General features: G+C 61.0%; 21 protein-coding genes and 1 tRNA gene. 13 read left to right on the top strand and 9 right to left on the bottom strand.

Annotated elements, in window-relative coordinates; translation table 11 throughout:
- Positions 1-226: 226 nt before the first annotated feature.
- The 8 genes from AC1DY9_RS22970 to AC1DY9_RS22935 form a co-directional block, all read right to left on the bottom strand.
- Complete coding sequence (locus AC1DY9_RS22970) at positions 227-1,441, bottom strand: MFS transporter (RefSeq protein ID WP_457279081.1); 1,215 nt, start codon at positions 1,439-1,441, stop codon at positions 227-229.
- A gap of 186 nt (positions 1,442-1,627) precedes the next feature.
- Complete coding sequence (locus AC1DY9_RS22965) at positions 1,628-2,086, bottom strand: chemotaxis protein CheX (RefSeq protein ID WP_431097274.1); 459 nt, start codon at positions 2,084-2,086, stop codon at positions 1,628-1,630.
- Positions 2,087-2,096: 10 nt separating this feature from the next.
- Positions 2,097-2,468 carry a response regulator transcription factor gene (locus AC1DY9_RS22960; RefSeq protein ID WP_457279080.1) on the bottom strand — a complete coding sequence of 124 codons (372 nt, stop codon included), beginning with the start codon at positions 2,466-2,468 and terminating at the stop codon, positions 2,097-2,099.
- A gap of 56 nt (positions 2,469-2,524) precedes the next feature.
- Positions 2,525-4,666 carry an ATP-binding protein gene (locus tag AC1DY9_RS22955; RefSeq protein WP_477667745.1) on the bottom strand — a complete coding sequence of 714 codons (2,142 nt, stop codon included), beginning with the start codon at positions 4,664-4,666 and terminating at the stop codon, positions 2,525-2,527.
- A 118-nt stretch (positions 4,667-4,784) separates the two neighbouring features.
- Complete coding sequence (locus AC1DY9_RS22950) at positions 4,785-5,594, bottom strand: ABC transporter ATP-binding protein (RefSeq protein ID WP_457279078.1); 810 nt, start codon at positions 5,592-5,594, stop codon at positions 4,785-4,787.
- Positions 5,595-5,622: 28 nt separating this feature from the next.
- Positions 5,623-6,450 carry a nitrate ABC transporter permease gene (ntrB, locus tag AC1DY9_RS22945; RefSeq protein ID WP_457279077.1) on the bottom strand — a complete coding sequence of 276 codons (828 nt, stop codon included), beginning with the start codon at positions 6,448-6,450 and terminating at the stop codon, positions 5,623-5,625.
- A 198-nt stretch (positions 6,451-6,648) separates the two neighbouring features.
- The gene (locus AC1DY9_RS22940) at positions 6,649-7,893 is read right to left on the bottom strand and encodes a CmpA/NrtA family ABC transporter substrate-binding protein (RefSeq protein ID WP_457279076.1); all 1,245 of its coding nucleotides are present in this window, start codon (positions 7,891-7,893) and stop codon (positions 6,649-6,651) included.
- Positions 7,894-8,261: 368 nt separating this feature from the next.
- Positions 8,262-8,894: an ANTAR domain-containing response regulator gene (locus tag AC1DY9_RS22935; RefSeq protein ID WP_457279075.1), complete on the bottom strand. Its 633-nt coding sequence runs from the start codon at positions 8,892-8,894 to the stop codon at positions 8,262-8,264.
- 212 nt (positions 8,895-9,106) lie between these two features.
- Here AC1DY9_RS22935 and tsaD point away from each other — a divergent pair, with 212 nt between their 5' ends.
- Entirely contained in the window at positions 9,107-10,150 is a 1,044-nt protein-coding gene (gene tsaD, locus AC1DY9_RS22930) for a tRNA (adenosine(37)-N6)-threonylcarbamoyltransferase complex transferase subunit TsaD (RefSeq protein WP_477667744.1), read from the top strand.
- A 97-nt stretch (positions 10,151-10,247) separates the two neighbouring features.
- Here the strand turns inward: tsaD and AC1DY9_RS22925 are convergent, their stop codons facing one another.
- Complete coding sequence (locus AC1DY9_RS22925) at positions 10,248-10,649, bottom strand: Hsp20/alpha crystallin family protein (RefSeq protein WP_457279073.1); 402 nt, start codon at positions 10,647-10,649, stop codon at positions 10,248-10,250.
- A 168-nt stretch (positions 10,650-10,817) separates the two neighbouring features.
- Here AC1DY9_RS22925 and AC1DY9_RS22920 point away from each other — a divergent pair, with 168 nt between their 5' ends.
- From AC1DY9_RS22920 to AC1DY9_RS22865, 12 genes are all read left to right on the top strand, one after another.
- On the top strand, positions 10,818-12,068 hold the full coding sequence (locus tag AC1DY9_RS22920; RefSeq protein ID WP_457279072.1) for a branched-chain amino acid ABC transporter substrate-binding protein: 1,251 nt from the start codon (positions 10,818-10,820) through the stop codon (positions 12,066-12,068).
- 55 nt (positions 12,069-12,123) lie between these two features.
- Positions 12,124-13,311, top strand: coding sequence for a pyridoxal phosphate-dependent aminotransferase (locus AC1DY9_RS22915; RefSeq protein WP_457279071.1), 1,188 nt, complete (start codon positions 12,124-12,126; stop codon positions 13,309-13,311).
- 145 nt (positions 13,312-13,456) lie between these two features.
- Positions 13,457-13,723 carry a 30S ribosomal protein S15 gene (gene rpsO / locus AC1DY9_RS22910; protein ID WP_348046953.1) on the top strand — a complete coding sequence of 89 codons (267 nt, stop codon included), beginning with the start codon at positions 13,457-13,459 and terminating at the stop codon, positions 13,721-13,723.
- A 220-nt stretch (positions 13,724-13,943) separates the two neighbouring features.
- Complete coding sequence (pnp, locus tag AC1DY9_RS22905; protein ID WP_457279070.1) at positions 13,944-16,061, top strand: polyribonucleotide nucleotidyltransferase; 2,118 nt, start codon at positions 13,944-13,946, stop codon at positions 16,059-16,061.
- 77 nt (positions 16,062-16,138) lie between these two features.
- Complete coding sequence (locus AC1DY9_RS22900) at positions 16,139-17,137, top strand: NAD(P)H-quinone oxidoreductase (protein WP_477667743.1); 999 nt, start codon at positions 16,139-16,141, stop codon at positions 17,135-17,137.
- Positions 17,134-17,892 carry a triose-phosphate isomerase gene (gene tpiA / locus AC1DY9_RS22895; protein ID WP_477667742.1) on the top strand — a complete coding sequence of 253 codons (759 nt, stop codon included), beginning with the start codon at positions 17,134-17,136 and terminating at the stop codon, positions 17,890-17,892. The genes AC1DY9_RS22900 and tpiA overlap by 4 nt, the downstream gene beginning before the upstream one ends.
- Before the next feature lie 33 nt (positions 17,893-17,925).
- Positions 17,926-18,342 (top strand): preprotein translocase subunit SecG, encoded by a 417-nt coding sequence (gene secG, locus AC1DY9_RS22890; protein WP_457279067.1) that lies wholly within the window; start codon positions 17,926-17,928, stop codon positions 18,340-18,342.
- Positions 18,343-18,456: 114 nt separating this feature from the next.
- A tRNA-Leu gene (locus AC1DY9_RS22885) sits at positions 18,457-18,541 on the top strand.
- Between the two features lie 99 nt (positions 18,542-18,640).
- Positions 18,641-19,000, top strand: coding sequence for an NADH-quinone oxidoreductase subunit A (locus tag AC1DY9_RS22880; protein ID WP_007864471.1), 360 nt, complete (start codon positions 18,641-18,643; stop codon positions 18,998-19,000).
- Between the two features lie 152 nt (positions 19,001-19,152).
- Positions 19,153-19,632: a NuoB/complex I 20 kDa subunit family protein gene (locus AC1DY9_RS22875; protein ID WP_007864469.1), complete on the top strand. Its 480-nt coding sequence runs from the start codon at positions 19,153-19,155 to the stop codon at positions 19,630-19,632.
- A gap of 3 nt (positions 19,633-19,635) precedes the next feature.
- Complete coding sequence (locus AC1DY9_RS22870; RefSeq protein WP_457279066.1) at positions 19,636-20,244, top strand: NADH-quinone oxidoreductase subunit C; 609 nt, start codon at positions 19,636-19,638, stop codon at positions 20,242-20,244.
- 25 nt (positions 20,245-20,269) lie between these two features.
- Positions 20,270-21,523 (top strand): NADH-quinone oxidoreductase subunit D, encoded by a 1,254-nt coding sequence (locus tag AC1DY9_RS22865; RefSeq protein ID WP_477667741.1) that lies wholly within the window; start codon positions 20,270-20,272, stop codon positions 21,521-21,523.
- The last annotated feature ends 6 nt before the right edge of the window (positions 21,524-21,529 follow it).

Raw genomic sequence — 21,529 nt, 5'->3', positions numbered from 1 at the left:
GCGCAGGTTCAGGCGGATCAGGGATCGCGATTGTCTGAGCGAAGTGCAACGTAGCGAGTTCGAGCGAGACCCCGCCTGAACCGAGCACCGCAGGTTGCCCGCAGCGAAGCGGAGGGACGCAGACAGCAGGGTCGCCTTTTCTTTGGTGACTTTCTTTTGGCGACGCAAAAGAAAGTTACTTGCCGCCGGGCAACCCCGGCCAGCGGCCTCAGCTAAAGGCCCATCCTCAAGCAGTCCTCGCCCGTCCACCTTTCTCCGCCCAGGTCCGTGTCCACCGGATCTGCATCACCCGCAGCATCACCAGCATGCCCAGCGACAAGGCTGCAAAGAAGAAGAACCCCCACATGTAAGTGCCCGCATACTGCTTGGAAATACCCATGGCATTGGGCACCAAGCCGCCGCCCAGTGCGCCGATTTCCCCAATCATGGAGCCGGCCACCGCGGTGGCCAGGGGCCAGCGCAGCGGTACCAGCTGGAAAAGGGCGCCATTGCCTGCACCCAGTGCGGCAAAGCACAGCATGACCAGCAAGGTGGTGGCCACGAGGGATTTGCTGGCCAGCCCGCATGCCACGAGTGTGACGGCGATGGTGAGCAGTACGACGCTCAAGGTGTTCACGCCGCCCCAGCGGTCCGAGATCCAGCCGCCGAAGATGCGCAGCGCCGCGCCCATGAAAGCTGCCAGCATGGACAACTGGCCTGCCTGCACCTTGCTGACACCGAACTGGTCGTAGTAGTAGGAAGGCAAAAACGTCGCCAGCCCGATGAAGCCGCCGAAACTCACGGCGTAGATCAGGCTGAAGGCCCAGCCGTCTTTTTCAAACAGGCAGGCCACGTGTTCGCGCAGTGTGGCGTGGCTGTCCACATCGTCGGGTTCTTTGGCAAAAAGAATCATCGCGATCATCGGCAGCAGCATGGCTACGGCGGCAATGCCGTAGACCGACTGCCAGCCGAAGCGCTGCGCCAGCGCCGGCGCGACAAGCACGGAGACAGCGGTGCCCACGTTGCCCGCACCGACCAGACCCATGGCCAAGCCCTTGTAGCGGGGAGGGAAGGAGCCCGAACCCAGGCTGAGCGCTACGCCGAAACTGGCGCCGGCAATGCCCAACAGCACGCCCATGGCCAGCAGGCTGCTGTAGGAGTCAACCACGAAGTAGCCGAACAGCAGCGCCACCATGATCAGGCCCATTTCGACCAGCGTGGCATTTTTGCGGCCAATGTATTGCGCCAGCACGCCCAGCGGAAAGCGCATCAGCGCGCCGGCGAAGATGGGAACCGACAGCATCACGCCTTTTTCTGTGGGCGAGAGCTTGTAGGTTTCCGAAATGAAAGGCGCCATGGCGCCGTTCATGACCCAGATGCAGCACGAAAACGCGAAGTAGAAAAACGCTGCACCCAGTGTGGGCGCGTGGCCAGCCTTGAGAAAATTACGAAACCCCGCCATGGTGCAAGCTCTTTCTGTGAAGATGGTTGATTCACAGAAACAGTGCGAAAAGCATGCCAACTTGGGGCATGCAAAACGCACCCTTGCAGCGCAATTTAGGGGTGTTGGCCTGATTTTTTTGGTGCGCCGCACAAATAACGTGCACGCGGCCTCAAGAGAGGTTGCGTGTAGCGCTGGGTGTGCGGTTCAGTTTTTGCGGTCCATGTCGACGCAGACCATCGCCGCGTAGTGGTTCCAGCGCAAGGTGATCACGTAGGGGCGCTTGCGTACCCGGGCCTTCATGCCCTGCGCGCCCTGCAGCTTGATCGGCACTGAAATCTGCAGCTCGGACCCCAAAGCCTTGCGTGCATTGCCTGCCAGGGTGTTGGCGATTTCACCCACCGCGTCAAGCAGGTTGCCATCGCTGAGGTCAGTCTCATGCTGGAGCAGCAAAATTTCCCGCACCAGTTTCCCCGGCATGGACACCACCACATGTCCGTTGTGGCTTCCCGAGAAGGTGACGATGCCGTTGAATTCAAAGGCTTCGATATCTCCCGTGCCGAGATAGGCCGAGGTGATCTGCGGTTCCTGTCGGGTCGTGATCTTGAGGTAATGCCGGATGGAATCGACAAAGAGCTTGAGGTCGTTTTCGTTCAGTGTGGCCATCGCAGTGTCCTTAGCGCACGTCTGCAACGTCGAGCAGTGCAATCTGCAGCTCTTCGTCGGTAAAGGGTTTGGCAACGAATCCGCGGGCGCCCAGCTTGAGTGCCTGGATGGCTGTCGATTTGTCGCTGAGCGCGCTGACCACCAGTATCTTGATGGACGGGTCGAACTTCAGCAATGCGGTGATGCATTCAATGCCGTCCATCTCGGGCATGGTCAGGTCCATGGTGACGACCTCGGGGCGGGTTGCCCGGGCCAGCCGCACGGCTTCGAGGCCGTTCTTGGCCAGGCCTGCGAGCACCACGCCCTTGATGCCGCCGTTTTGCACCACTCTCGAAATCCGGGTCCGGATCATGTTGGAGTCGTCAACAATCAGCAGTCGCATGGAGAAGCTCCTGTGTGGGGTTTGTGATGGCCATTGCTGGATTGCTTCAGGAAAATTCAGGAAAAAGAAACCTTGAATTCGGTGTGCTGGCCGGGCGTGCTGGACAACAGCAGGCGCGCCCCCAGCTGCTGCACGTTGGTCTGCACCAGGTCCAGGCCCACGCCGCGGCCTGCGTGGCGGGAGGTGGCACCGGCCGTGGAAAAGCCCGGCTTGAAAATATGCGCAACGATCTGCTGCTCGCTGAAGCTTTGCAGCTGCTCAGGCGTATACCAGCCCAGTTCAAGCAGACGGCGGCGAACGTCGGCCGCATTCAGGCCCGCGCCATCGTCGCGCACGCTGAGCTGCCACTGGCCGTCTTCGTTCCGGGTGAGGTTGACGGCAATCCGCCCGGCCTCCGCTTTGCCCGCAGCGCGCCGCACGGAGGGCGCCTCCACGCCGTGCACCACGGCGTTACGCAGAAGCTGGATGGCGATTTCGCGCAGCAGGTTCATCTTGTCGGCCGGCATGTCCTGGGCACTGCCCATACGCACCTCGGCATCCACGCGTTTGCYGCAGTCGGTGCCGACCTCGTTCGCCAGCTGGGTTAGCACGGCGTTCAGTCCTTGCGATGCGGAACCGTCCGGGGCGGGCGCCGTGTCACCGCCTGAGCGCTTCTGGCCCAGCGCCTTGAAGGCGCCGACCTTGGCCAGCAGGTCCTCGAGCGGCAAAGGCAGGGCCAGCAGAGCGTCGCCGGTGGCGGCGCCGTTGTCCTTGAGCTTTTGCAACTCGCTTTCGAACTGATGGGCCAGTGTGGCCAGGATTTCCAGTCCGAGCGATGCTGCGTCGCCCTTGAAGGCGTGGATGCGGCGGTAGGCGCCGTCCACAGCTTTGAGCACCTGGACTTCCGAGGCGGCCGATGAAGTGCTTCGCAGCAGGTCGTTGACTTCCAGCAGGGACGCTTCAGCCCGCTCGACAAAGGCGCGCATCATGGCCGGCTCCGTCTCGAAAGCCTTGAGCATCATGGACAGCTCTTTTTGCGAGCGCTGGCGTTCGCCGGTCAACCGGGCCTGCAACTCGACCTTTTGCGTGATGTCCTGTACGGTGACCAGCAGGTGCCGCACCGTGGCGCCGTCCTGCACCCGGTTGAAATGGAAAGAAAGATAGCGCTTGGTGTCCTGGCCCAGCCGGTTCCTGACGGTGAGTTCCACTTCCGACAGCGGGTTGATGCCCTGGATCAGCTGCTCCTTGACGTGTGGAGAGAACAGCAACTCGACATAGTCCCGCGCATCGGTCAATGCCTTGTCGGAAACCAGGGTGGACAGCTGGTAGAAAAAGTTTTGCCCCGGTGCCAGTGTTTTGCCGAACAGTGCATGGGTCGAGCGGGACAACTGGGAGCCGAGCTGGTGCTGGGGTGTCAGCAGGAACAGGCCTTCGCGCACGCTGGCGAGAATTTCCCGGTTTTCTTCGGTGGCAGCTTCAATCGCGGCGTCTGAAGTTTTCAGGCGGCGCAGGAACTTGAACAGAATGAAGGCGAAATTCAGCAGTGCCAGCACGATGCCGACGGTTTGCACCATGCGCAGTACGCTGGCGCGCGAGGCGCCGATCTGCTGCGTTTCCGTGACGAAGTCGTTGGCAACGCCCAGCAGTTTGATGTTGTTGGCCTGGCTATAGGCCAGCGCGGCAGCCAGTTCCGTCTGCGTGAAGCCGTCGCCGGCAAGCAGGGGCTGGAGCAGCTCGAAATAGGGCTTCCACAGCGCATCCACCTTGTCCTCCAGCTCGCGGCCCCGGCTGGACACCACGGGCTCCAGGTACACCGGTTTGCCGTCGCCGCCGGGAATGGTGCCGCCTTCGCGGAATGCGACATGGGAGGCCTGGAAGATCTTTGCGCCTGAACGCAGCTCGGCCAGTGTCTCGGGCTTGTAAGGCGTGCCCGCCACCCGCATGGCGTCGAGTTCGAGCAGGGTGCGTGCGACACGCTGAGAAACATAGCGCTGGCGGCCGGAAAGGTTGATGGCCACGGTGTCCTGGTCGATCTTGAACGAGGTGTAGAAGTTCAGGACCAGCACCCCCAGGTCAAACAGCAGGAAAAGCGCGACCGCGATGATGATTTCACGGTACTTCCCGAGCGAGGCGAGGCCGCTCGAGCGCGCAGGCCGTGTGCTGGCCGGTGCGCCATGGGCGATTCTGCCGGCGCCGGGGATTGGCAAAACTGCAGACATTGGAAACCTCCTGCTTGGTTGTTTAGTCGCGGGCCACCGCAGAACCGGCTTTGCCGGGCTGCTGGTGGCGCCCCCTCGAGGGGGAGGCGCCAAAGGCGCTTCGGGGGCGAGTCTTTACTCAGGCTGCTTTTTCGACGTGACCCTGGCGGGTGTAAAGGAAATCGATCACGGCTTTGCGGTAACCCAGGTAGCGGATGTCTTCGGCCAGCGCCACGCGGGAACGCGGGCGGGGCAGTTCCACCGGCAGCACTTCGCCGATCGTGGCGGCGGGACCGTTGGTCATCATCACAATGCGGTCGCTCAGCAGCACGGCTTCGTCGACGTCATGGGTCACCATGACCACCGTGCTTTGCGTGGTGGCGACGATTTGCAGCAGTTCGTCCTGCAGCTTGGCGCGGGTCAGGGCGTCAAGGGCGCCGAAAGGCTCGTCCAGCAGCAACACCTTGGGTTCCATCGACAGCGCGCGTGCAATGCCGACGCGTTGCTTCATGCCGCCCGAAATCTCGCCGGGACGTTTTTGCGCAGCCGGCGTCAGTCCGACCATGGCCAGTGCGGCGTCGGTGCGGGCCTTGAGTTGCGCCTTGCTTTCGGTGGCTGAGAACACGCGCTCGACAGCGAGGTAGACATTTTCAAAGCAGGTGAGCCAGGGCAGCAGCGAATGGTTCTGGAATACGACAGCGCGCTCGGGGCCGGGTCCGGCAATCTCGCGGTTGGCGCACAGCAGGCTGCCCTCTGTCGGCGTGGTCAGGCCGGCAATCAGGTTGAGCAGCGTGGATTTGCCGCAGCCTGAATGGCCGATCAGTGTGACGAACTCGCCTTTGGCGACCGTGAGGTTGATGTGCTGCAGTGCGCAGAACGGCCCCTTTTTGGTCTTGAAGGTTTGCTCGACGCCCTGGATTTCGATGTATTTGGTGGTGAAGGATGTCATGGCTTGGTTCTCCTTTTGTTCGAGCGGTTCAGTTCTTGACTTCTTCAAACGTGAAGGCTGTGGCGAGCTTGATCAAGGCGAACTCCAGCACCAGGCCGACGATGCCGATCACGAAGATCGCGATGATGATGTTCTTGACGTTGAGGTTGTTCCACTCGTCCCAGACCCAGAAGCCGATGCCGACGCCGCCGGTCAGCATCTCTGCCGCCACGATCACCAGCCAGGCGGTGCCGACAGCCAGACGAACGCCGGTCAGCATGTAGGGCAGCACGGCAGGAAAGAGAATCTTGGTGACGATCTTCCACTCGCTGAGGTTGAGTACACGCGCCACGTTCATGTAGTCCTGGGGCACGCGCTGCACGCCGACTGCCGTGTTGATGATCATCGGCCAGATGGAGCAGATGAAGATGGTCCAGATGGCTGCGGGGTTGGCGCCCTTGAAGACCAGCAGACCAATCGGCAACCAGGCCAGCGGCGAGACCGGGCGCAGCAGGCTGATCAGCGGGTTGAACATGCGGCTCAGAAAGTTGAAGCGCCCGATCATGAAGCCGACCGGTATGCCGACGACAGCCGCCATACCGAAGCCCATGGCCACGCGCTTGAGCGAAGACAGCACGTTCCAGCCCACACCCTGGTCATTCGGCCCCTTGCTGTAGAACGGATCACTGAAGATCTGCACCGCCTGCACAAAGGTGTCTTTGGGCGAGGGAATGCTGCCGGCCGTGCCCATGAAAACAAGCTCCCAGATCAGCACCAGCAAACCCAGGCCCAGGAGGGGGGGCAGGACGCTGAGCCAGAGCCAGGAGGCATCGCCGGATGGCTTGGTGATGGGGGTGGGTTTTGTTGGAGCGTTCATGCTGTTTTGGGCTGTAGCGCCCGTTGGATGAGCGCCACCAGCTATCGAATTGATAGCGGCAGCATCTCTGGGCCTTTCGTTGCTGCGGCTTGCCGGGGTTGCCGCCTCCAGCGGGTTGTGAAATACGGCACTGACCATGGCGTCACCTCTTTACGTAGGAAGGTTGGGTGGGGTGTAGCGTGGATATCGCGTGGGTGTTCAGGCGTGAACCTTGAAACTGTCGGCGTATTTTTTCGGGTCCTTGCCGTCCCACACGGTGCCGTCCATCAGCTTGCTGCTGCGCATGATGTCTTTGGGAACGCTGGCCTTGGCCGCCGTGGCTGCCTGCTTGTAGACGTCGATGTGGTTGATTTGCTTGGCAATGCCCAGGTAGTCGGGGTGATCCTTGATCAGGCCCCAGCGCTTGTGCTGTGTGAGGAACCACATGCCGTCGGACAGGTAAGGGAAGCTCACCGCACCGTCGTTGTAGAACTTCATGTAGTTCGGGTCGTCCCAGGTCTTGCCCATGCCGTTCTGGTAGCGGCCCAGGATGCGCTGGTTGATGGCGTCCACGCTGGTGTTGACGTAGCTCTTGTCGGCCACGGTCTCGGCCATCTTGTTTTTGTTGGAGAGGCTGGCGTCAATCCACTTGCCGGCTTCGATGATGGCGGCGGTCACGGCACGCGCGGTGTTGGGGTATTTCTTGACGAAGTCGGCGGTGGTGCCTAGTACTTTTTCTGGGTGGTCCTTCCAGACGTCCTGGGTGGTCACGGCGGTCACGCCGATGCCGTCGATGATGGCGCGGTGGCCCCAAGGCTCGCCCACGCAGAAGCCGTCCATGTTGCCCACGCGCATGTTGGCCACCATCTGCGGCGGCGGCACGGTGATGACTTTGGCATCCTTCATCGGATTGATGCCATTGGCAGCCAGCCAGTAGTAGAGCCACATGGCGTGGGTGCCGGTGGGGAAGGTCTGGGCGAAGGTGTATTCGCGCTTGTCCGTCGCCATGAGCTTGGCCAGGCCCGCGCCGTCAACCGCGCCTTTGTCGGCGAGTTTTTTGGACAGCGTGATGGCCTGGCCGTTGTTGTTGAGCGTCATCAGCACAGCCATGTCTTTCTTGGGGCCTGCCGTGCCCATGTGCACGCCGTAGACCAGGCCGTAGAGCACGTGGGCGAAGTCCAGCTCGCCGTTGACGAGCTTGTCGCGCACACCGGCCCAGCTGGCTTCTTTGGTCGGGATGATCTTGACGCCATATTTCTGGTCAATGCCCAGCACCGAGGCCATGACCACGGAGGCGCAGTCGGTCAGCGGTATGAAGCCGATCTTCACTTCCTTCTTCTCCGGCGCGTCGGAGCCCTGGGCGTACACGGCAGCGCGCAGGGCGGGGTTGATGCCCACGGCGCCTACGGCCGCGGCCTGCAGCACGGTGCGGCGTGTCAGCGAAGATTTCAGCAGTTCAGTCATGTTGGCGGCTCCTGATAGTTAAAAACGAAAGACAAAAACAAAAAAGGCGCTCGACCCGGGCAACACGTTGAACGTGATGCAGGGTGCGAACGCCTTTGTTCCTTGGGGGCACCACACACTTCGCCATTGAAGTGCTGTGCCGGTCGGCCATCTTTGACCAGTGCCTAGGGCATTGCAAAAGCTGTGCCAGGGTTGGCGGGTGTCGTTAGGACGCGGTGGTTTTGAGAGTGGGTGCGCCCAGTTATGCGAGCCATGTGAAGTGCGCTGTGGGCAGCTGCGGGGCGGGATGACGCAGGGTTGCAGGTTGATGTTTGCACCGTATTTGTGCGCTGCACCAATTGAGGGTTTATTGAGGCCTGGCCGGCGATTCAGCCCAGCAGGTCCAGGGCGTCCAGCATGCGCTGGGCTACTTCGCCTAGGCGCAGGCCCTTGTCCATGGCGGCCTTGCGCAGCTTTTCGTAAGCGGCCTGCTCAGACAATCCCTGGCGCTGCATCAGCATGCCTTTGGCCCGGTCTATGACTTTTCGGTCATGCAGCTCTGTTTTGGCATGGGCCAGTTCTTTGCGCAGGCCCTGTTCGTGTTCAAAGCGCGCCATGGCCACATCCAGGATGGGGCGGATTCGATCCGGGGAGAGGCCGGCCACCACATAGGCCGACACGCCGGCGGCGACGGCATCCTTCACGTGGCTGGTGTCGTTGTCGTTGGTGAACAGCACGATGGGCCGGCGGGCGTCCCGCGTTGCCATGACCACATGCTCCAGCGAATCGCGGGCCTCACTTTCGGCGTCCACGATGATCATGTCGGGTTGCAGTTGCGCCAGGCGCTCGTCCAGGAAGGTATCGGCCGGGAGCACCGCGACAATGTTGTAACCGTTTTCCAGCAGGCCGATACGCAGCTGGCGCGAGCGCTCGGCCAGTTCCCGTGCATGGGCGTCATCGGATACGGACTCCAGCAGGTCCGGGGCGATGATGACAAGGCGCAGGGATTGGGACGGTGTCATGTGCCAAGCGGTGCAAGAACCGTGCCCCCACAGTCGTTCACTGCGTGTAACTCCCGAGGCCTTGCTGGCCGCAGCTCACGAGACGTTTCGCCTCTGTCGCCCGTCCAAGCCTGCACAGGCAGGCTTGGAGCCGCGGGCTCCAGCCCCTCGGGGACCGCCCGCCTGCAGCCCCAGTTGATGTGAGGAGTTACCTCAAACCTTACACTTGGACGATGCTAGTTCTAGGAATCGAATCGAGTTGCGATGAAACCGGTGTGGCGCTGGTGGATGCCAGCGGCGGCGGAGTGCCGCGCCTGCTGTCGCACGCCTTGTTTAGCCAGATAGACATGCACCAGGCGTATGGCGGTGTGGTGCCCGAGCTGGCCAGCCGGGACCATATCCGGCGCGTCTTGCCCTTGACACATCAGGTCATGGCAGAGGCGGGAAGCAGCCTTGCACAGGTAGATGTGGTGGCTTATACGCGCGGCCCTGGGCTTGCAGGTGCGTTGCTGGTGGGGGCGGGTGTGGCCTGCTCGCTGGCGGCGGCGCTGGGCAAGCCGGCCATGGGTGTGCATCACCTGGAAGGGCATTTGCTGTCGCCTTTTTTGAGTGCCGACCCGCCTGAATTTCCTTTTGTGGCGCTACTGGTATCCGGCGGGCATACCCAATTGATGCGCGTGGACCGTGTGGGAAGTTATGAATTGCTGGGTGAAACCATTGACGATGCGGCGGGTGAGGCCTTTGACAAGTCGGCCAAGCTGATGGGCCTGCCTTATCCAGGAGGGCCACATCTGTCGAAGCTGGCTGAGGGCGGTGACGGCGCGGCCTTTAAGTTGCCGCGACCCTTGCTGCACAGCGGCGATCTTGATTTTTCCTTTGCCGGGCTCAAAACCGCGGTGCTAACGCAGGCCAAAAAACTGGGGCCGGATCTGGAAAGCCGCAAAGCCGATCTGGCCGCGTCTACGCAGGCGGCCATCGTTGAAGTGCTGGTGAAAAAATCACTCGCAGCCATGACGCAAACCGGGTTGAAGCGCCTGGTGGTGGCTGGCGGCGTGGGCGCCAATGCGCTGCTGCGCAGCCAACTTGATGCCGTGTGCAAACAGCGAGGCATCCGCGTGCATTACCCCGAGCTGCATTTATGCACCGACAACGGCGCCATGATCGCCCTGGCGGCTGGCATGCGCCTGCAAGCCGGGCTTGAAACGCTTCAGCGCGACTACACGTTTGATGTGAAGCCGCGCTGGAGTTTGACCCCCACGGTCGCTCGCGCCGCGTAGCTCCCTGCCCCCCGAGGGGGCCGCTGCGCCTGCGGCCCGGCAAAGCCGGTTCTGCGGCCCTGGCTGGCAGGGACGGCTACCCGGCTTTGGTCGGTGGCTACTGGATGTCGAGGTGGGTGACGTTGCTGACAGGGACTTTTTTGCCCAGTGTCAGGGTCAACACGCCGTTTTCCAGTTTGGCGCTGCTGTTGGCGGTATCGATTTCCAGCGGGAAGCGCCATGCGGCCTTGATCTTGCGGGGTGCGTCTTCCTTGCTGGAGACACGAACCACGTCGCCTTCAATGCCGATATCCAGTTGTTCGCGGGCCAGGCCGGGAACGTCGAATTGCAGGGTATAGGCCTTCTCGAGGTCTTCCACGTTGGCAGCCTTGGCGGCGCCGGTGTCAGACAGCGACGAGAAGGTATCGTTGAGGAATTTTTCCAGGGCGCCGTTGCTCACGACGGGTGCGTAGTGGCGTTGAAAGGCACGGGCAGGGCGATGGGCGAGAGAGTAAAACATGGCTATTCCTTGATGGATGAACAAGGGGTGTTTTCCCCTTACACTGCGCGGCGCTCACCGTGATTGCCGCTTGCACCCCAGTTAGGTGTGCAAGCGGTTTATTCAAGCCAAATCAGGCAAAAGACCAGGGTCTATTTTTTTATGCAGAAACACTTGAAACGCTTCCTCATGGCCCTATGTCTTTGCGCCTCGGCGGCGGCGTTCGCGCAGACCGCAAGCCAGCCGCCTGTGCCGGCACCTGTTCGTATTGCGCTGATCGAAAGCCTGTCAGGCGCATTCGCCAATACCGGCGAAGCGGTGTTCCGAAACCTCGTCTGGGCCACTGAGCGCGTCAATGCCCGTGGCGGCGTGAAGCTGGCAGGCGGCCCGCGCAACCTGGTCGTTGAGCGCTACGACAGCAAGGGCCAGAACGAAGAGGCGCTGGCGGCATTGCGCTCGGCGATCGACGACGGCGTGACCATCGTTGCACAGGGCAATTCCTCCGCGATTGCGGCTGTGCTGATCGACGCCATCAACAAGCACAACGAACGTGAGCCGAACAAGCGCGTGCTGTTTCTCAACTACTCGGCGGTCGACCCGATCCTGACGAATGAAAAGTGCAGCTACTGGCATTTCCGCTTTGATGCGCATGCAGACATGCGCATGGCCGCGCTCATGGATGTGCTCCGGGACGACAAGGCGCTCAAAAGCATTTACCTGATCGGCCAGGACTACAGTTTCGGCCAGGCCGTGCTGCGCGAGGCGCGCAAGCAACTGGGTGCGCAGCGACCCGACGTGCAGATCGTGGGCGACGAGTTGCACGCGCTGGGCCGTGTCAAGGACTTCATTCCCTATGCCGCGAAGATCAAGGCCAGCGGAGCGCAGGCAGTGCTTACGGGCAACTGGGGTAACGACCTGACGCTGTTGATCAAGGCGGCAAGGGAAGTCGGTTACGAGGGCAAGTTCTATACCTTCTACGGCAACGCGCTGGGCGTGCCGGGCGCGCTGGGCGATGCCGGCGTAGGCAAGGTGATCGCGGTGGCCGACTGGTTCCCGAATGAGGCGGGCGTGCAGTCCGAAGCCTTCTACCAGTCCTTCCGCCAGCGCTTTCCCAAGCCTCAGGACGACTATGTGCATATGCGCATGCAGCTGATGATTGAGGCCCTGGCCCAAAGCCTTGACAAAGCGGGCAGTGCTGACGCCGGCGCGGTGGCGGCGCAGCTTGAGCGCAGTACGGTCACTTTTGCGGGCCACAAAGGCGCGATGCGCTCGGCCGACCACCAGTTCCAGCAGCCGCTGCTGGTGGCGTTGATGGGCAAGCAGGGTTCGCCGGGTGTGAAATTTGACGTGGAGGGTTCCGGCTACGGTTTTCGCGTCATCAAGACTATTTCGCCCGAAAAGGCCGAGCAGCCCAACAGCTGCAAGATGGTCCGGCCCTGAGTTCAAATTGGCTGATTGAATAATTGATTGAAGCCGGCAGGCGGACGGACTATCCATGAGAAAAACTGTTTTAGATCTTGAAGAATCGATGATCCGCCAGGTGGCCAACGCGGGCATGGGGCGCGATGACGTCCTCAAGTTCTGGTTTGGCGAGAGCGATGAGGTCACGCCCGCGTTTATCCGCGATGCGGCGGCTGCATCGTTGCAGCAGGGCGAGACTTTTTATGCGCAAAACCTGGGCTTGCCAGAGCTGCGGGAGGCTATTGCCAATTACGCGACGGGCCTGCGCTGTGCGGGGGCCGCGCCGATCACGGCCGAGCGCATCGCTGTGACTTCCGGCGGCGTCAATGCGCTAATGCTGGCGGTGCAGGCGCTGGTGGATGCCGGCGACGAAGTTGTGGCCGTGACGCCTGTCTGGCCCAACCTGACGGCCCAGCCGGCCATCATGGGCGCGCAGGTCAAATGCGTCAGCCTCAAGCCGGTGGCAGGCGAGTGGCGGCTTGATGTGGCCGAGCTACTGGCCGCCATCACGCCGAAAACCAAACTACTCATCGTCAACGCGCCCAACAATCCCACCGGCTGGACGCTGTCGCGTGCCGAGCAGGAGGCCATCCTGGCGCATTGCCGCAAGACCGGGACCTGGATCCTGGCGGACGAGGTCTATGAACGGCTTTATTACGAGGCCACCCCTAACGGTTGCGCCCCCAGTTTTCTGGATATCGCCGCGCCCGAGGATCGACTGGTGGTCGTTCACAGCTTTTCCAAGAGCTTTTTGATGACCGGGTGGCGCCTGGGCTGGCTGGTGATGCCGGCTGCCATGACGCCACACATGGGCAAGCTGGTGGAGTTCAACACCTCCTGCGCGCCGGTGTTCGTGCAGCGGGCCGGGCTGGTGGCCATCGAACGCACGGCCGATATCACGCCCCGGGTGGTTGCCCATCTGAAAACCTGCCGCGACACTTTGGTGCCGCTGCTGCAGGCCGTGCCGGGCGTGCAGTTGGCGCCGGCCAAAGGCGGCATGTACGCCTTTTTCAGGCTGGAAGACCAGGCGCGCTTTGGGGACTCGCTGGAGACGGCCAAACGCCTGGTCGTGGAGGCCGGGCTGGGTCTGGCGCCCGGCAATGCCTTCATGGTCAACCCAGGCCCGGAGGCCCAGGGCTGGCTGCGCTGGTGTTTCGCCAGCCAGGACGTGGACAGGCTTGGGCAGGGGGTGGGGCGCCTGAGGCGCTGGCTTGGGCTATAATCCAAGGCGCTGCGCAAATTGAGGCCCCAGATAGAAGTTTTAGGGGCCTTTTCATGCCGGAACACGACGAAAGCGGTTTATTCAACTCCCATGTCGGGAACGCTGCTTCGCTCGCAAGCGCACCTCGGTGCAAGAAAGAGAAAACATGATTGCAAAATCAATCAAGGCCGAAATCGTTCAGGCCAACGCACGTGCCGCCGGCGACACCGGCAGCCCTGAAGTTCAAGTGGCGCTGCTGACCGGCCGCATCAACGAACTGACCCCCCATTTCAAGGCCAACGCCAAGGATCACCATGGCCGCCGCGGTCTGCTGCGCATGGTGAGCCGCCGCCGCAAGCTGCTGGACTACCTGAAGTCCAAAGATGCCGAACGTTACACCGCGCTGATCGCCAAGCTTGGCCTGCGCAAGTAATCGGTAACAACGATTTGAAAGCGCCTGAGTTAGTTCACTAGCTCAGGCGCTTTTTACTTCGGAGCAAGGCAAAACGAGCACGCGCTGTGTCATTCCACAAGAAAAGCCCTGGTCAGGCCTCTGATCCCAGGCATTTTGTGGAATGGCATCGTGTTCAGCCAGCCGCCGCTCCGGGCCTCCCGCACTGCCTCAAGTGCGTGAATTTAGTGGAGATAAGAACATGAGCATTTTCAACAAAGTCACCAAGTCTTTCCAATGGGGCCAGCACAAAGTCACGATGGAAACCGGCGAAATCGCACGCCAGTCCAGCGGCGCCGTCATCGTTGATATGGACGGCACCGTGGTGCTGGCCACCGTGGTTGCCAAGACCGATGCCAAGCCCGGCCAGGATTTCTTCCCCCTGACGGTTGACTACCTTGAGAAAACCTACGCCGCCGGCCGCATTCCCGGCAGCTTCTTCAAGCGCGAAGGCCGCCCCAGCGAATTCGAAACGCTGACCTCCCGCCTGATCGACCGCCCGATTCGCCCGCTGTTCCCCGAAGGCTTCTTCAACGAAGTGCAGGTCGTGATCCACGTGCTGTCGTTGAACCCTGAAGTGGAAGGCGACATCCCCGCGCTGATCGCTTCGAGCGCCGCCTTGTCGATCTCCGGCATCCCGTTCAACGGCCCCATCGGCGCCGCCCGCGTTGCTTACATCGACGGCCAATACGTTCTGAACCCCGGCAAGACTCAGCTCAAGGATTCGAAGATGGACCTCGTCGTGGCCGGCACTGAAGCCGCCGTGCTGATGGTCGAGTCCGAAGCCCAGCAACTGTCCGAAGAAATCATGCTCGGCGCCGTAGTGTTCGGCCATGAGCAAGGCAACATCGCCATCAACGCGATCCACGAACTCGTGCGCGACGCCGGCAAGCCGGTCTGGGACTGGAAAGCTCCCGCCAAGAACGAACCGCTGATCGCCAGGGTGAACGAACTGGCCGGCGCCAAGCTGCAAGCCGCGTACCAGATCCGCGCCAAGCAAGCCCGTACGCAAGCCTGCCGCGTGGTGACTTCCGAGGTGATGGCCGCACTGAAGGCTGACGGCGTTGAATTCGACGGCGTGGCCGTTGAAGGCATGCTGTTCGACATCGAAGCCAAGATCGTTCGCAGCCAGATCCTGGCCGGCGAGCCCCGTATCGACGGCCGCGACACACGCACCGTGCGCGCGATTGAAATCCGCAACAGCGTGCTGCCACGCACCCACGGTTCGGCCCTCTTCACGCGTGGCGAAACCCAGGCGTTGGTCGTGACCACACTGGGTACCGAGCGCGACGCTCAGCGCATCGACGCACTGTCGGGTGACTACGAAGACCGCTTCATGCTGCACTACAACATGCCTCCGTTCGCCACCGGCGAAACCGGCCGTGTTGGTTCGCCAAAACGCCGCGAGATTGGTCATGGGCGGCTTGCGAAGCGCGCGCTGATCGCCGTGCTGCCCACAAAGGAAGAATTCCCGTACACCATGCGTGTGGTGTCTGAGATCACCGAGTCCAATGGCTCCTCGTCGATGGCTTCGGTTTGCGGCGGCTGCCTGTCGCTGATGGACGCCGGCGTGCCGATGAAAGCCCACGTGGCCGGTATCGCCATGGGCCTGATCAAGGAAGACAACCGCTTTGCCGTGCTGACCGACATCCTGGGTGATGAAGATCACCTGGGCGACATGGACTTCAAGGTTGCGGGTACCACCTTCGGTATCACCGCGCTGCAGATGGACATCAAGATCCAGGGCATCACCAAGGAAATCATGCAGGTCGCACTGGCCCAGGCCAAGGAAGCCCGCATGCACATCCTGGGCAAGATGCAGGAAGCCATGGGTGAAGCCAAGGCCGAAGTCTCCGACTTCGCGCCGCGCCTCTATGTGATGAAGATCAATCCCGAGAAGATCCGCGACGTGATCGGCAAGGGCGGCGCCGTCATCCGCGCGCTGACCGAAGAAACCGGCACGCAGATCAACATCGAAGAAGACGGCACCATCACCATCGCGTCCAATGACAGCGCTAAGGCCGACGAAGCCAAACGCCGCATCGCCGAGATCACCGCAGAAGTCGAAATCGGCAAGGTCTACGAAGGCCCGGTCACCAAGATCCTGGACTTCGGTGCACTGATCAACCTGCTGCCCGGCAAGGACGGCCTGCTGCACATCAGCCAGATCGCCCACGAGCGTGTTGAAAAAGTCACCGACTACCTGAGCGAAGGCCAGATCGTCAAGGTGAAGGTTCTTGAGACCGACGAAAAAGGCCGTGTCAAGCTGTCGATGAAGGCCCTGCTGGACCGTCCGGCCCAGGACCAGGACCGGGGCTGATCAATATTTGCTATTGATTTTGTAGCTGCTTGCGCTCTTGTACAGAGGGCTGGCGGCTCAAATGACCTTGATACGCCATGAAAGTTGTTGAAATTACCTCCTACGGCAAGCCTGAGGTGTTGTGCCTGGCTGATCGCCCGGCGCCCATCGAAGGCTCTGGCGAGGTAGTGATCCGCGTGAGCGCCAGTGGCGTCAACCGCCCTGATGTTCTTCAGCGAATGGGTCACTACCCGGTACCGCCCGGGGCATCTGACATCCCCGGGCTTGAAGTTGCGGGTGTGATCGTGTCCGGCGATGCCGGGGCCATGACTGCAGCCGGTCTCAAAATCGGTGACCGTGTTTGCGCGTTGGTCGCGGGTGGCGGCTATGCCGAGTTGTGTGTTGCTCCGATTGGGCAGTGCCTGCCGGTGCCTTCAGGGTTGAGCGACATCGAGGCGGCATCTCTGCCCGAGACGTTTTTCACCGTCTGGAGCAATGTGTTTGAGCGCGCTTACCTGCAGCCGGGCGAAACCTTGCTGATCCAGGGCGGCTCCAGCGGCATCGGCGTCACGGCCATTCAGATCGCCAAGGCCCTGGGGGCCACGGTGCTGGTAACGGCCGGCAGCGACGAAAAATGTGCTGCCTGTGTTGCCATGGGCGCGGACCATGCCATCAACTACAAGACCAGCGACTTTTCCGAAGAGGCAAAAAAGCTGACCAACGGGAAGGGCGTCGACGTCATTCTTGATATGGTTGCCGGTGGTTATGTTGCGCGAGAAGTTGACTGCATGGCCGAAGACGGCCGTCTGGTCATCATTGCGATACAGGGCGGGGTCAAGTCCGAGATCAATGCAGGATTGGTGTTGCGCAAGCGCTTGACCGTCACCGGTTCAACCCTGCGTGCGCGATCTGTCGAGTTCAAGAGTGCCATTGCGAATGCATTGAGGGACAAGGTCTGGCCACTGCTTGCGAGCGGTGCTGTCAAGCCGGTGATTCACAGCACGTTTGCGGCGGCTGATGCGGCCAAGGCGCATGCATTGATGGAGTCCAACCAGCATGTCGGCAAAATCGTCTTAACCTGGTCACCGGCACCATGAAGAAGCTTATTGCTGGTAACTGGAAAATGAACGGCGGCCTGGAGGCCAACGCGGCCTTGCTGGATGCCTTGGCGAGCGGGCTGGCCAGCCCTCCGGCATGCGAAGTGGCGGTTTGTGTTCCCGCGCCTTACCTGGCACAGGTTCAGTTATTGCGAGCTGCAAAACCCGGCCTGTCTGCCATTGAACTGGGCGCGCAGGATGTGTCCGCTCATGCCAGCGGCGCCTATACGGGTGAAGTCAGTGCCGCGATGCTCAAGGAATTTGGTTGCCGTTTCGCCATCGTTGGTCACTCGGAGCGCCGCCAGTATCACGGTGAGACTGATGCGATGGTCGCCGACAAGGCAAAATCTGCACTGGCCTGCGGTGTTACCCCCATCGTTTGTGTTGGCGAAACGCTGGCCGAACGTGAGGCAGGCCATACCGAGGAAGTCGTGAAGCGGCAGCTCGCGGCGGTGATCCACGCCAATGGCCACTGCATCAGTGAAATCGTGGTGGCCTATGAACCGGTATGGGCGATTGGTACCGGCAAGACAGCGACCCCGCAAGAGGCGCAGGCTGTGCACCTGGTGCTGCGCAGCCAATTGAAGGCGGCTACCGATCGGTTTGCCCGCGTGAAAATCCTGTATGGCGGCAGCATGAATGCGGCCAACGCGGCAACGCTGCTGGCCCAGTCCGATATCGATGGCGGCCTGATTGGCGGTGCCTCGCTCAAAGCCCCCGATTTTTTGACAATTATTGCTGCAGCCCGCAACTGACGAGCGCAGAACGCTATTAATTTAGGAGTAGATATGAACGTTGTATTAACCATTGTCCTCGCCGTGCAAATGCTCTCGGCACTCGGCATGATTGGCCTGATCCTGGTGCAACACGGCAAGGGCGCAGACATGGGCGCGGCATTTGGCAGCGGCGGTTCGGGCAGTCTTTTTGGCGCCAGCGGCAGTGCCAATTTCCTGTCACGCACTACCGGTGTTCTCGCCGCGTTGTTTTTTGCCTGCACCTTGCTGCTTGCTTACTTTGGCAATGCTCCTGCACGCACAAGCTCCAGCGTCCTGGAGGGGGCCGCCGTGACCGCTCCGGCGCCGGCTGCTGCAGCTTCCGGCGCGGCCCAGATTCCGGGAACCTCTGCACCTGCAGGTACCGGCACGGCAGTTCCTGTCCCGCCTGCGCCCGCCGCCTCCGGTGCCGCGCAAATCCCGACGAAATAACGAGATTTTGCTGTTGCCCGCAGTCGGGAGCGGCAATATTTCGGGGTAAACTCTAAGACTGTCTGGAAAGCCAAAACCGCAAGGTTCCTCATGCCATCCAGGCAGTTAAATACCGCGGACGTGGTGAAATTGGTAGACACGCTATCTTGAGGGGGTAGTGCCGAAAGGTGTGCGAGTTCGAGTCTCGCCGTCCGCACCAGATTGACATGCATCGGCAGCAACGCTCCGGCAGTGCTGTCGGCTCAAACGGCAAGCTGAAGCAAACCGCGCAAGTGGCTTTTCAGAAGTTGAATCCACGATGAACCTCGATCAATACCTTCCTGTTCTTTTGTTTATTCTGGTGGGTGTGGGTGTCGGTGTGGTGCCTCAGGTCCTGGGGCGTTTGTTGGGCCCTGTGCGTCCCGACAGCGAAAAAAATTCCCCTTACGAATGCGGCTTCGAGGCTTTCGAAGATGCCCGCATGAAATTCGATGTGCGCTACTACCTGGTTGCCATCCTCTTCATTCTTTTTGACCTCGAAATCGCGTTTCTTTTTCCCTGGGCCGTGGCGCTCAAGGAAATCGGCCCCGTCGGTTTCTGGTCCGTCATGATTTTCCTGGGCATTCTGGTCGTGGGCTTTGTCTACGAGTGGAAAAAGGGTGCGCTGGACTGGGAGTGATTTCATTTCCAAATCGAGCGTGAACGCGAAGGTCCGCCGTAGACAGTGCTAAGGCACGGCAAGGCGGGCCGACAAAGTGCAAGTTTGATTTGGAAATGAAATAAGAAGATCCCGAGGGTTCTCTAGGCGGGTCACGCCACAAAGGTACGGGTATGTCACTTGAAGGTGTTTTCAACGAAGGCTTCATGACCACGAGTTACGACTCGGTGGTGAACTGGGCCAAGACGGGTTCGCTTTGGCCCATGACGTTCGGCCTGGCCTGCTGCGCCGTCGAAATGATGCATGCGGGCGCGGCGCGTTACGACCTGGATCGCTTCGGCATGTTGTTTCGTCCCAGCCCACGTCAGTCCGACCTGATGATCGTGGCTGGCACGCTGTGCAACAAGATGGGACCGGCACTGCGCAAGGTGTATGACCAGATGTCCGAGCCGCGCTGGGTGTTGTCCATGGGCTCTTGCGCCAATGGCGGCGGCTATTATCACTACAGTTACTCCGTGGTTCGCGGCTGCGACCGTATCGTGCCGGTTGACGTGTATGTGCCCGGCTGCCCACCCACAGCGGAAGCGCTGATGTACGGCATCATCCAGCTGCAGCAGAAAATTCGTCGCACCAACACGATTGCGAGGGCATAAGACATGTCCTCTTCTCCTGTTTCCATGGAGCAACTCGCCGAAACGATTCGTGCAGTGCTCGGCGACAAAGTCAAGAATCTGAACATCGCGCTCGGTGAGATCACTCTTACGGTTTCTGCTGCCGACTACCTGGCTGCCGCAACCCAGTTACGTGATGCGCCCGGTTGCCGCTTCGAGCAACTGATCGACCTGTGCGGCGTCGATTACTCCGAATACAAGGACGGCCAATACGACGGTTTGCGCTATTGCGTGGCGTCGCATCTGTTGTCGGTCAGCCTCAACCAGCGTGTTCGCCTCAAGGTGTTCTGCCCCGACGATGATTTCCCCGTGGTGGATTCGCTCAATGGCATCTGGAACTCGGCCAACTGGTTCGAGCGCGAGGCCTTCGACCTCTACGGGATCATCTTCGAGGGCCACAACGACCTGCGCCGCATCCTGACCGACTACGGCTTCATCGGCCATCCTTTCCGCAAGGACTTCCCGACTTCGGGCCACGTGGAAATGCGCTACGACCCCGAGCAAAAGCGCGTGATTTACCAGCCGGTCACCATCGAGCCGCGTGAGATCACTCCCCGTGTGATCCGCGAAGACAACTATGGCGGGCTGCAGTAAGCGGCGCTTGCAAGAGATACCCCACATGGCAGAAATCAAAAACTACACGCTCAACTTTGGGCCACAGCATCCCGCGGCACACGGTGTGCTGCGCCTGGTGCTCGAGCTCGACGGCGAAGTGATTCAGCGCGCCGACCCGCATATCGGCCTGCTGCACCGCGCGACCGAAAAACTCGCCGAAAGCAAGACCTACATCCAGTCGCTGCCCTACATGGACAGGCTGGACTATGTCTCGATGATGTCCAACGAGCATGCCTACTGTCTGGCCATCGAAAAACTGCTCGGCGTCGACGTGCCGGTTCGCGCGCAGTACATCCGCGTGATGTACGCCGAAATCACGCGCCTGCTCAACCACCTGCTGTGGCTGGGCGCGCACGGTTTCGACTGCGGCGCGATGAACATCCTGATTTATTGTTTCCGCGAACGAGAGGCGCTCTTCGACATGTACGAGGCCGTGTCCGGCGCGCGCATGCATGCGGCCTACTTCCGCCCGGGCGGCGTCTACCGTGACCTGCCCGACAGCATGCCGCAATACCGCGTCAGCAAGGTCAAGAACGCCAAGGCCATCGCGGCGCTCAACGAGAACCGCCAGGGTTCTTTGCTCGACTTCATCGAGGACTTCAGCAACAAATTCCCCGGTTATGTCGATGAGTACGAAACCCTGCTGACGGACAACCGCATCTGGAAGCAGCGCACCGTCGGTGTCGGCGTTGTGTCGCCTGAGCGTRCCCTCAACCTCGGCTTCACCGGCCCCATGCTCCGCGGCTCGGGTTTCGCCTGGGACTTGCGCAAGCAGCAGCCCTATGATGTCTACGACAAGATGGACTTCGACATCCCGGTCGGCAAGACCGGCGACTGCTACGACCGTTACCTCGTCCGTATCGAAGAGATGCGCCAGTCCAACCGCATCATCAAGCAGTGCATTGACTGGTTGCGTGTCAACCCCGGACCTGTGATCACCAGCAACCACAAGGTGGCCGCACCCGACCGCGAATCCATGAAGACCAACATGGAAGAGCTGATCCACCACTTCAAGCTCTTCACCGAAGGCTTCCATGTGCCCGAAGGCGAAGCCTATGCGGCGGTCGAGCACCCCAAGGGCGAGTTTGGTATCTACATCGTCAGCGACGGCGCCAACAAGCCGTATCGCCTGAAGATTCGTCCGCCGGGTTTCCCGCACCTTGCGGCCATGGACGAAATGTCGCGCGGCCACATGATCGCCGATGCCGTCGCCGTGATCGGCACCATGGACATTGTGTTCGGTGAGATTGATCGCTAAACCGGA

Source organism: Polaromonas sp. P1_F6 (assembly GCF_056405695.1).
The sequence above is the reverse complement of the archived record's forward strand: the minus strand, read 5'-3'. Positions and strand labels throughout refer to the sequence as shown.

What these genes read in the sequence shown, in the direction of transcription:
- AC1DY9_RS22970 (WP_457279081.1), bottom strand. Translation starts at nt 1,441, where the DNA reads ATGGCGGGGTTTCGTAATTTTCTCAAGGCTGGCCACGCGCCCACACTG.
- AC1DY9_RS22965 (WP_431097274.1), bottom strand. Translation starts at nt 2,086, where the DNA reads ATGGCCACACTGAACGAAAACGACCTCAAGCTCTTTGTCGATTCCATC.
- AC1DY9_RS22960 (WP_457279080.1), bottom strand. Translation starts at nt 2,468, where the DNA reads ATGCGACTGCTGATTGTTGACGACTCCAACATGATCCGGACCCGGATT.
- AC1DY9_RS22950 (WP_457279078.1), bottom strand. Translation starts at nt 5,594, where the DNA reads ATGACATCCTTCACCACCAAATACATCGAAATCCAGGGCGTCGAGCAA.
- ntrB (WP_457279077.1), bottom strand. Translation starts at nt 6,450, where the DNA reads ATGAACGCTCCAACAAAACCCACCCCCATCACCAAGCCATCCGGCGAT.
- AC1DY9_RS22940 (WP_457279076.1), bottom strand. Translation starts at nt 7,893, where the DNA reads ATGACTGAACTGCTGAAATCTTCGCTGACACGCCGCACCGTGCTGCAG.
- AC1DY9_RS22935 (WP_457279075.1), bottom strand. Translation starts at nt 8,894, where the DNA reads ATGACACCGTCCCAATCCCTGCGCCTTGTCATCATCGCCCCGGACCTG.
- tsaD (WP_477667744.1), top strand. Translation starts at nt 9,107, where the DNA reads ATGCTAGTTCTAGGAATCGAATCGAGTTGCGATGAAACCGGTGTGGCG.
- AC1DY9_RS22925 (WP_457279073.1), bottom strand. Translation starts at nt 10,649, where the DNA reads ATGTTTTACTCTCTCGCCCATCGCCCTGCCCGTGCCTTTCAACGCCAC.
- AC1DY9_RS22920 (WP_457279072.1), top strand. Translation starts at nt 10,818, where the DNA reads ATGGCCCTATGTCTTTGCGCCTCGGCGGCGGCGTTCGCGCAGACCGCA.
- AC1DY9_RS22915 (WP_457279071.1), top strand. Translation starts at nt 12,124, where the DNA reads ATGAGAAAAACTGTTTTAGATCTTGAAGAATCGATGATCCGCCAGGTG.
- rpsO (WP_348046953.1), top strand. Translation starts at nt 13,457, where the DNA reads ATGATTGCAAAATCAATCAAGGCCGAAATCGTTCAGGCCAACGCACGT.
- pnp (WP_457279070.1), top strand. Translation starts at nt 13,944, where the DNA reads ATGAGCATTTTCAACAAAGTCACCAAGTCTTTCCAATGGGGCCAGCAC.
- AC1DY9_RS22900 (WP_477667743.1), top strand. Translation starts at nt 16,139, where the DNA reads ATGAAAGTTGTTGAAATTACCTCCTACGGCAAGCCTGAGGTGTTGTGC.
- tpiA (WP_477667742.1), top strand. Translation starts at nt 17,134, where the DNA reads ATGAAGAAGCTTATTGCTGGTAACTGGAAAATGAACGGCGGCCTGGAG.
- secG (WP_457279067.1), top strand. Translation starts at nt 17,926, where the DNA reads ATGAACGTTGTATTAACCATTGTCCTCGCCGTGCAAATGCTCTCGGCA.
- AC1DY9_RS22880 (WP_007864471.1), top strand. Translation starts at nt 18,641, where the DNA reads ATGAACCTCGATCAATACCTTCCTGTTCTTTTGTTTATTCTGGTGGGT.
- AC1DY9_RS22875 (WP_007864469.1), top strand. Translation starts at nt 19,153, where the DNA reads ATGTCACTTGAAGGTGTTTTCAACGAAGGCTTCATGACCACGAGTTAC.
- AC1DY9_RS22870 (WP_457279066.1), top strand. Translation starts at nt 19,636, where the DNA reads ATGTCCTCTTCTCCTGTTTCCATGGAGCAACTCGCCGAAACGATTCGT.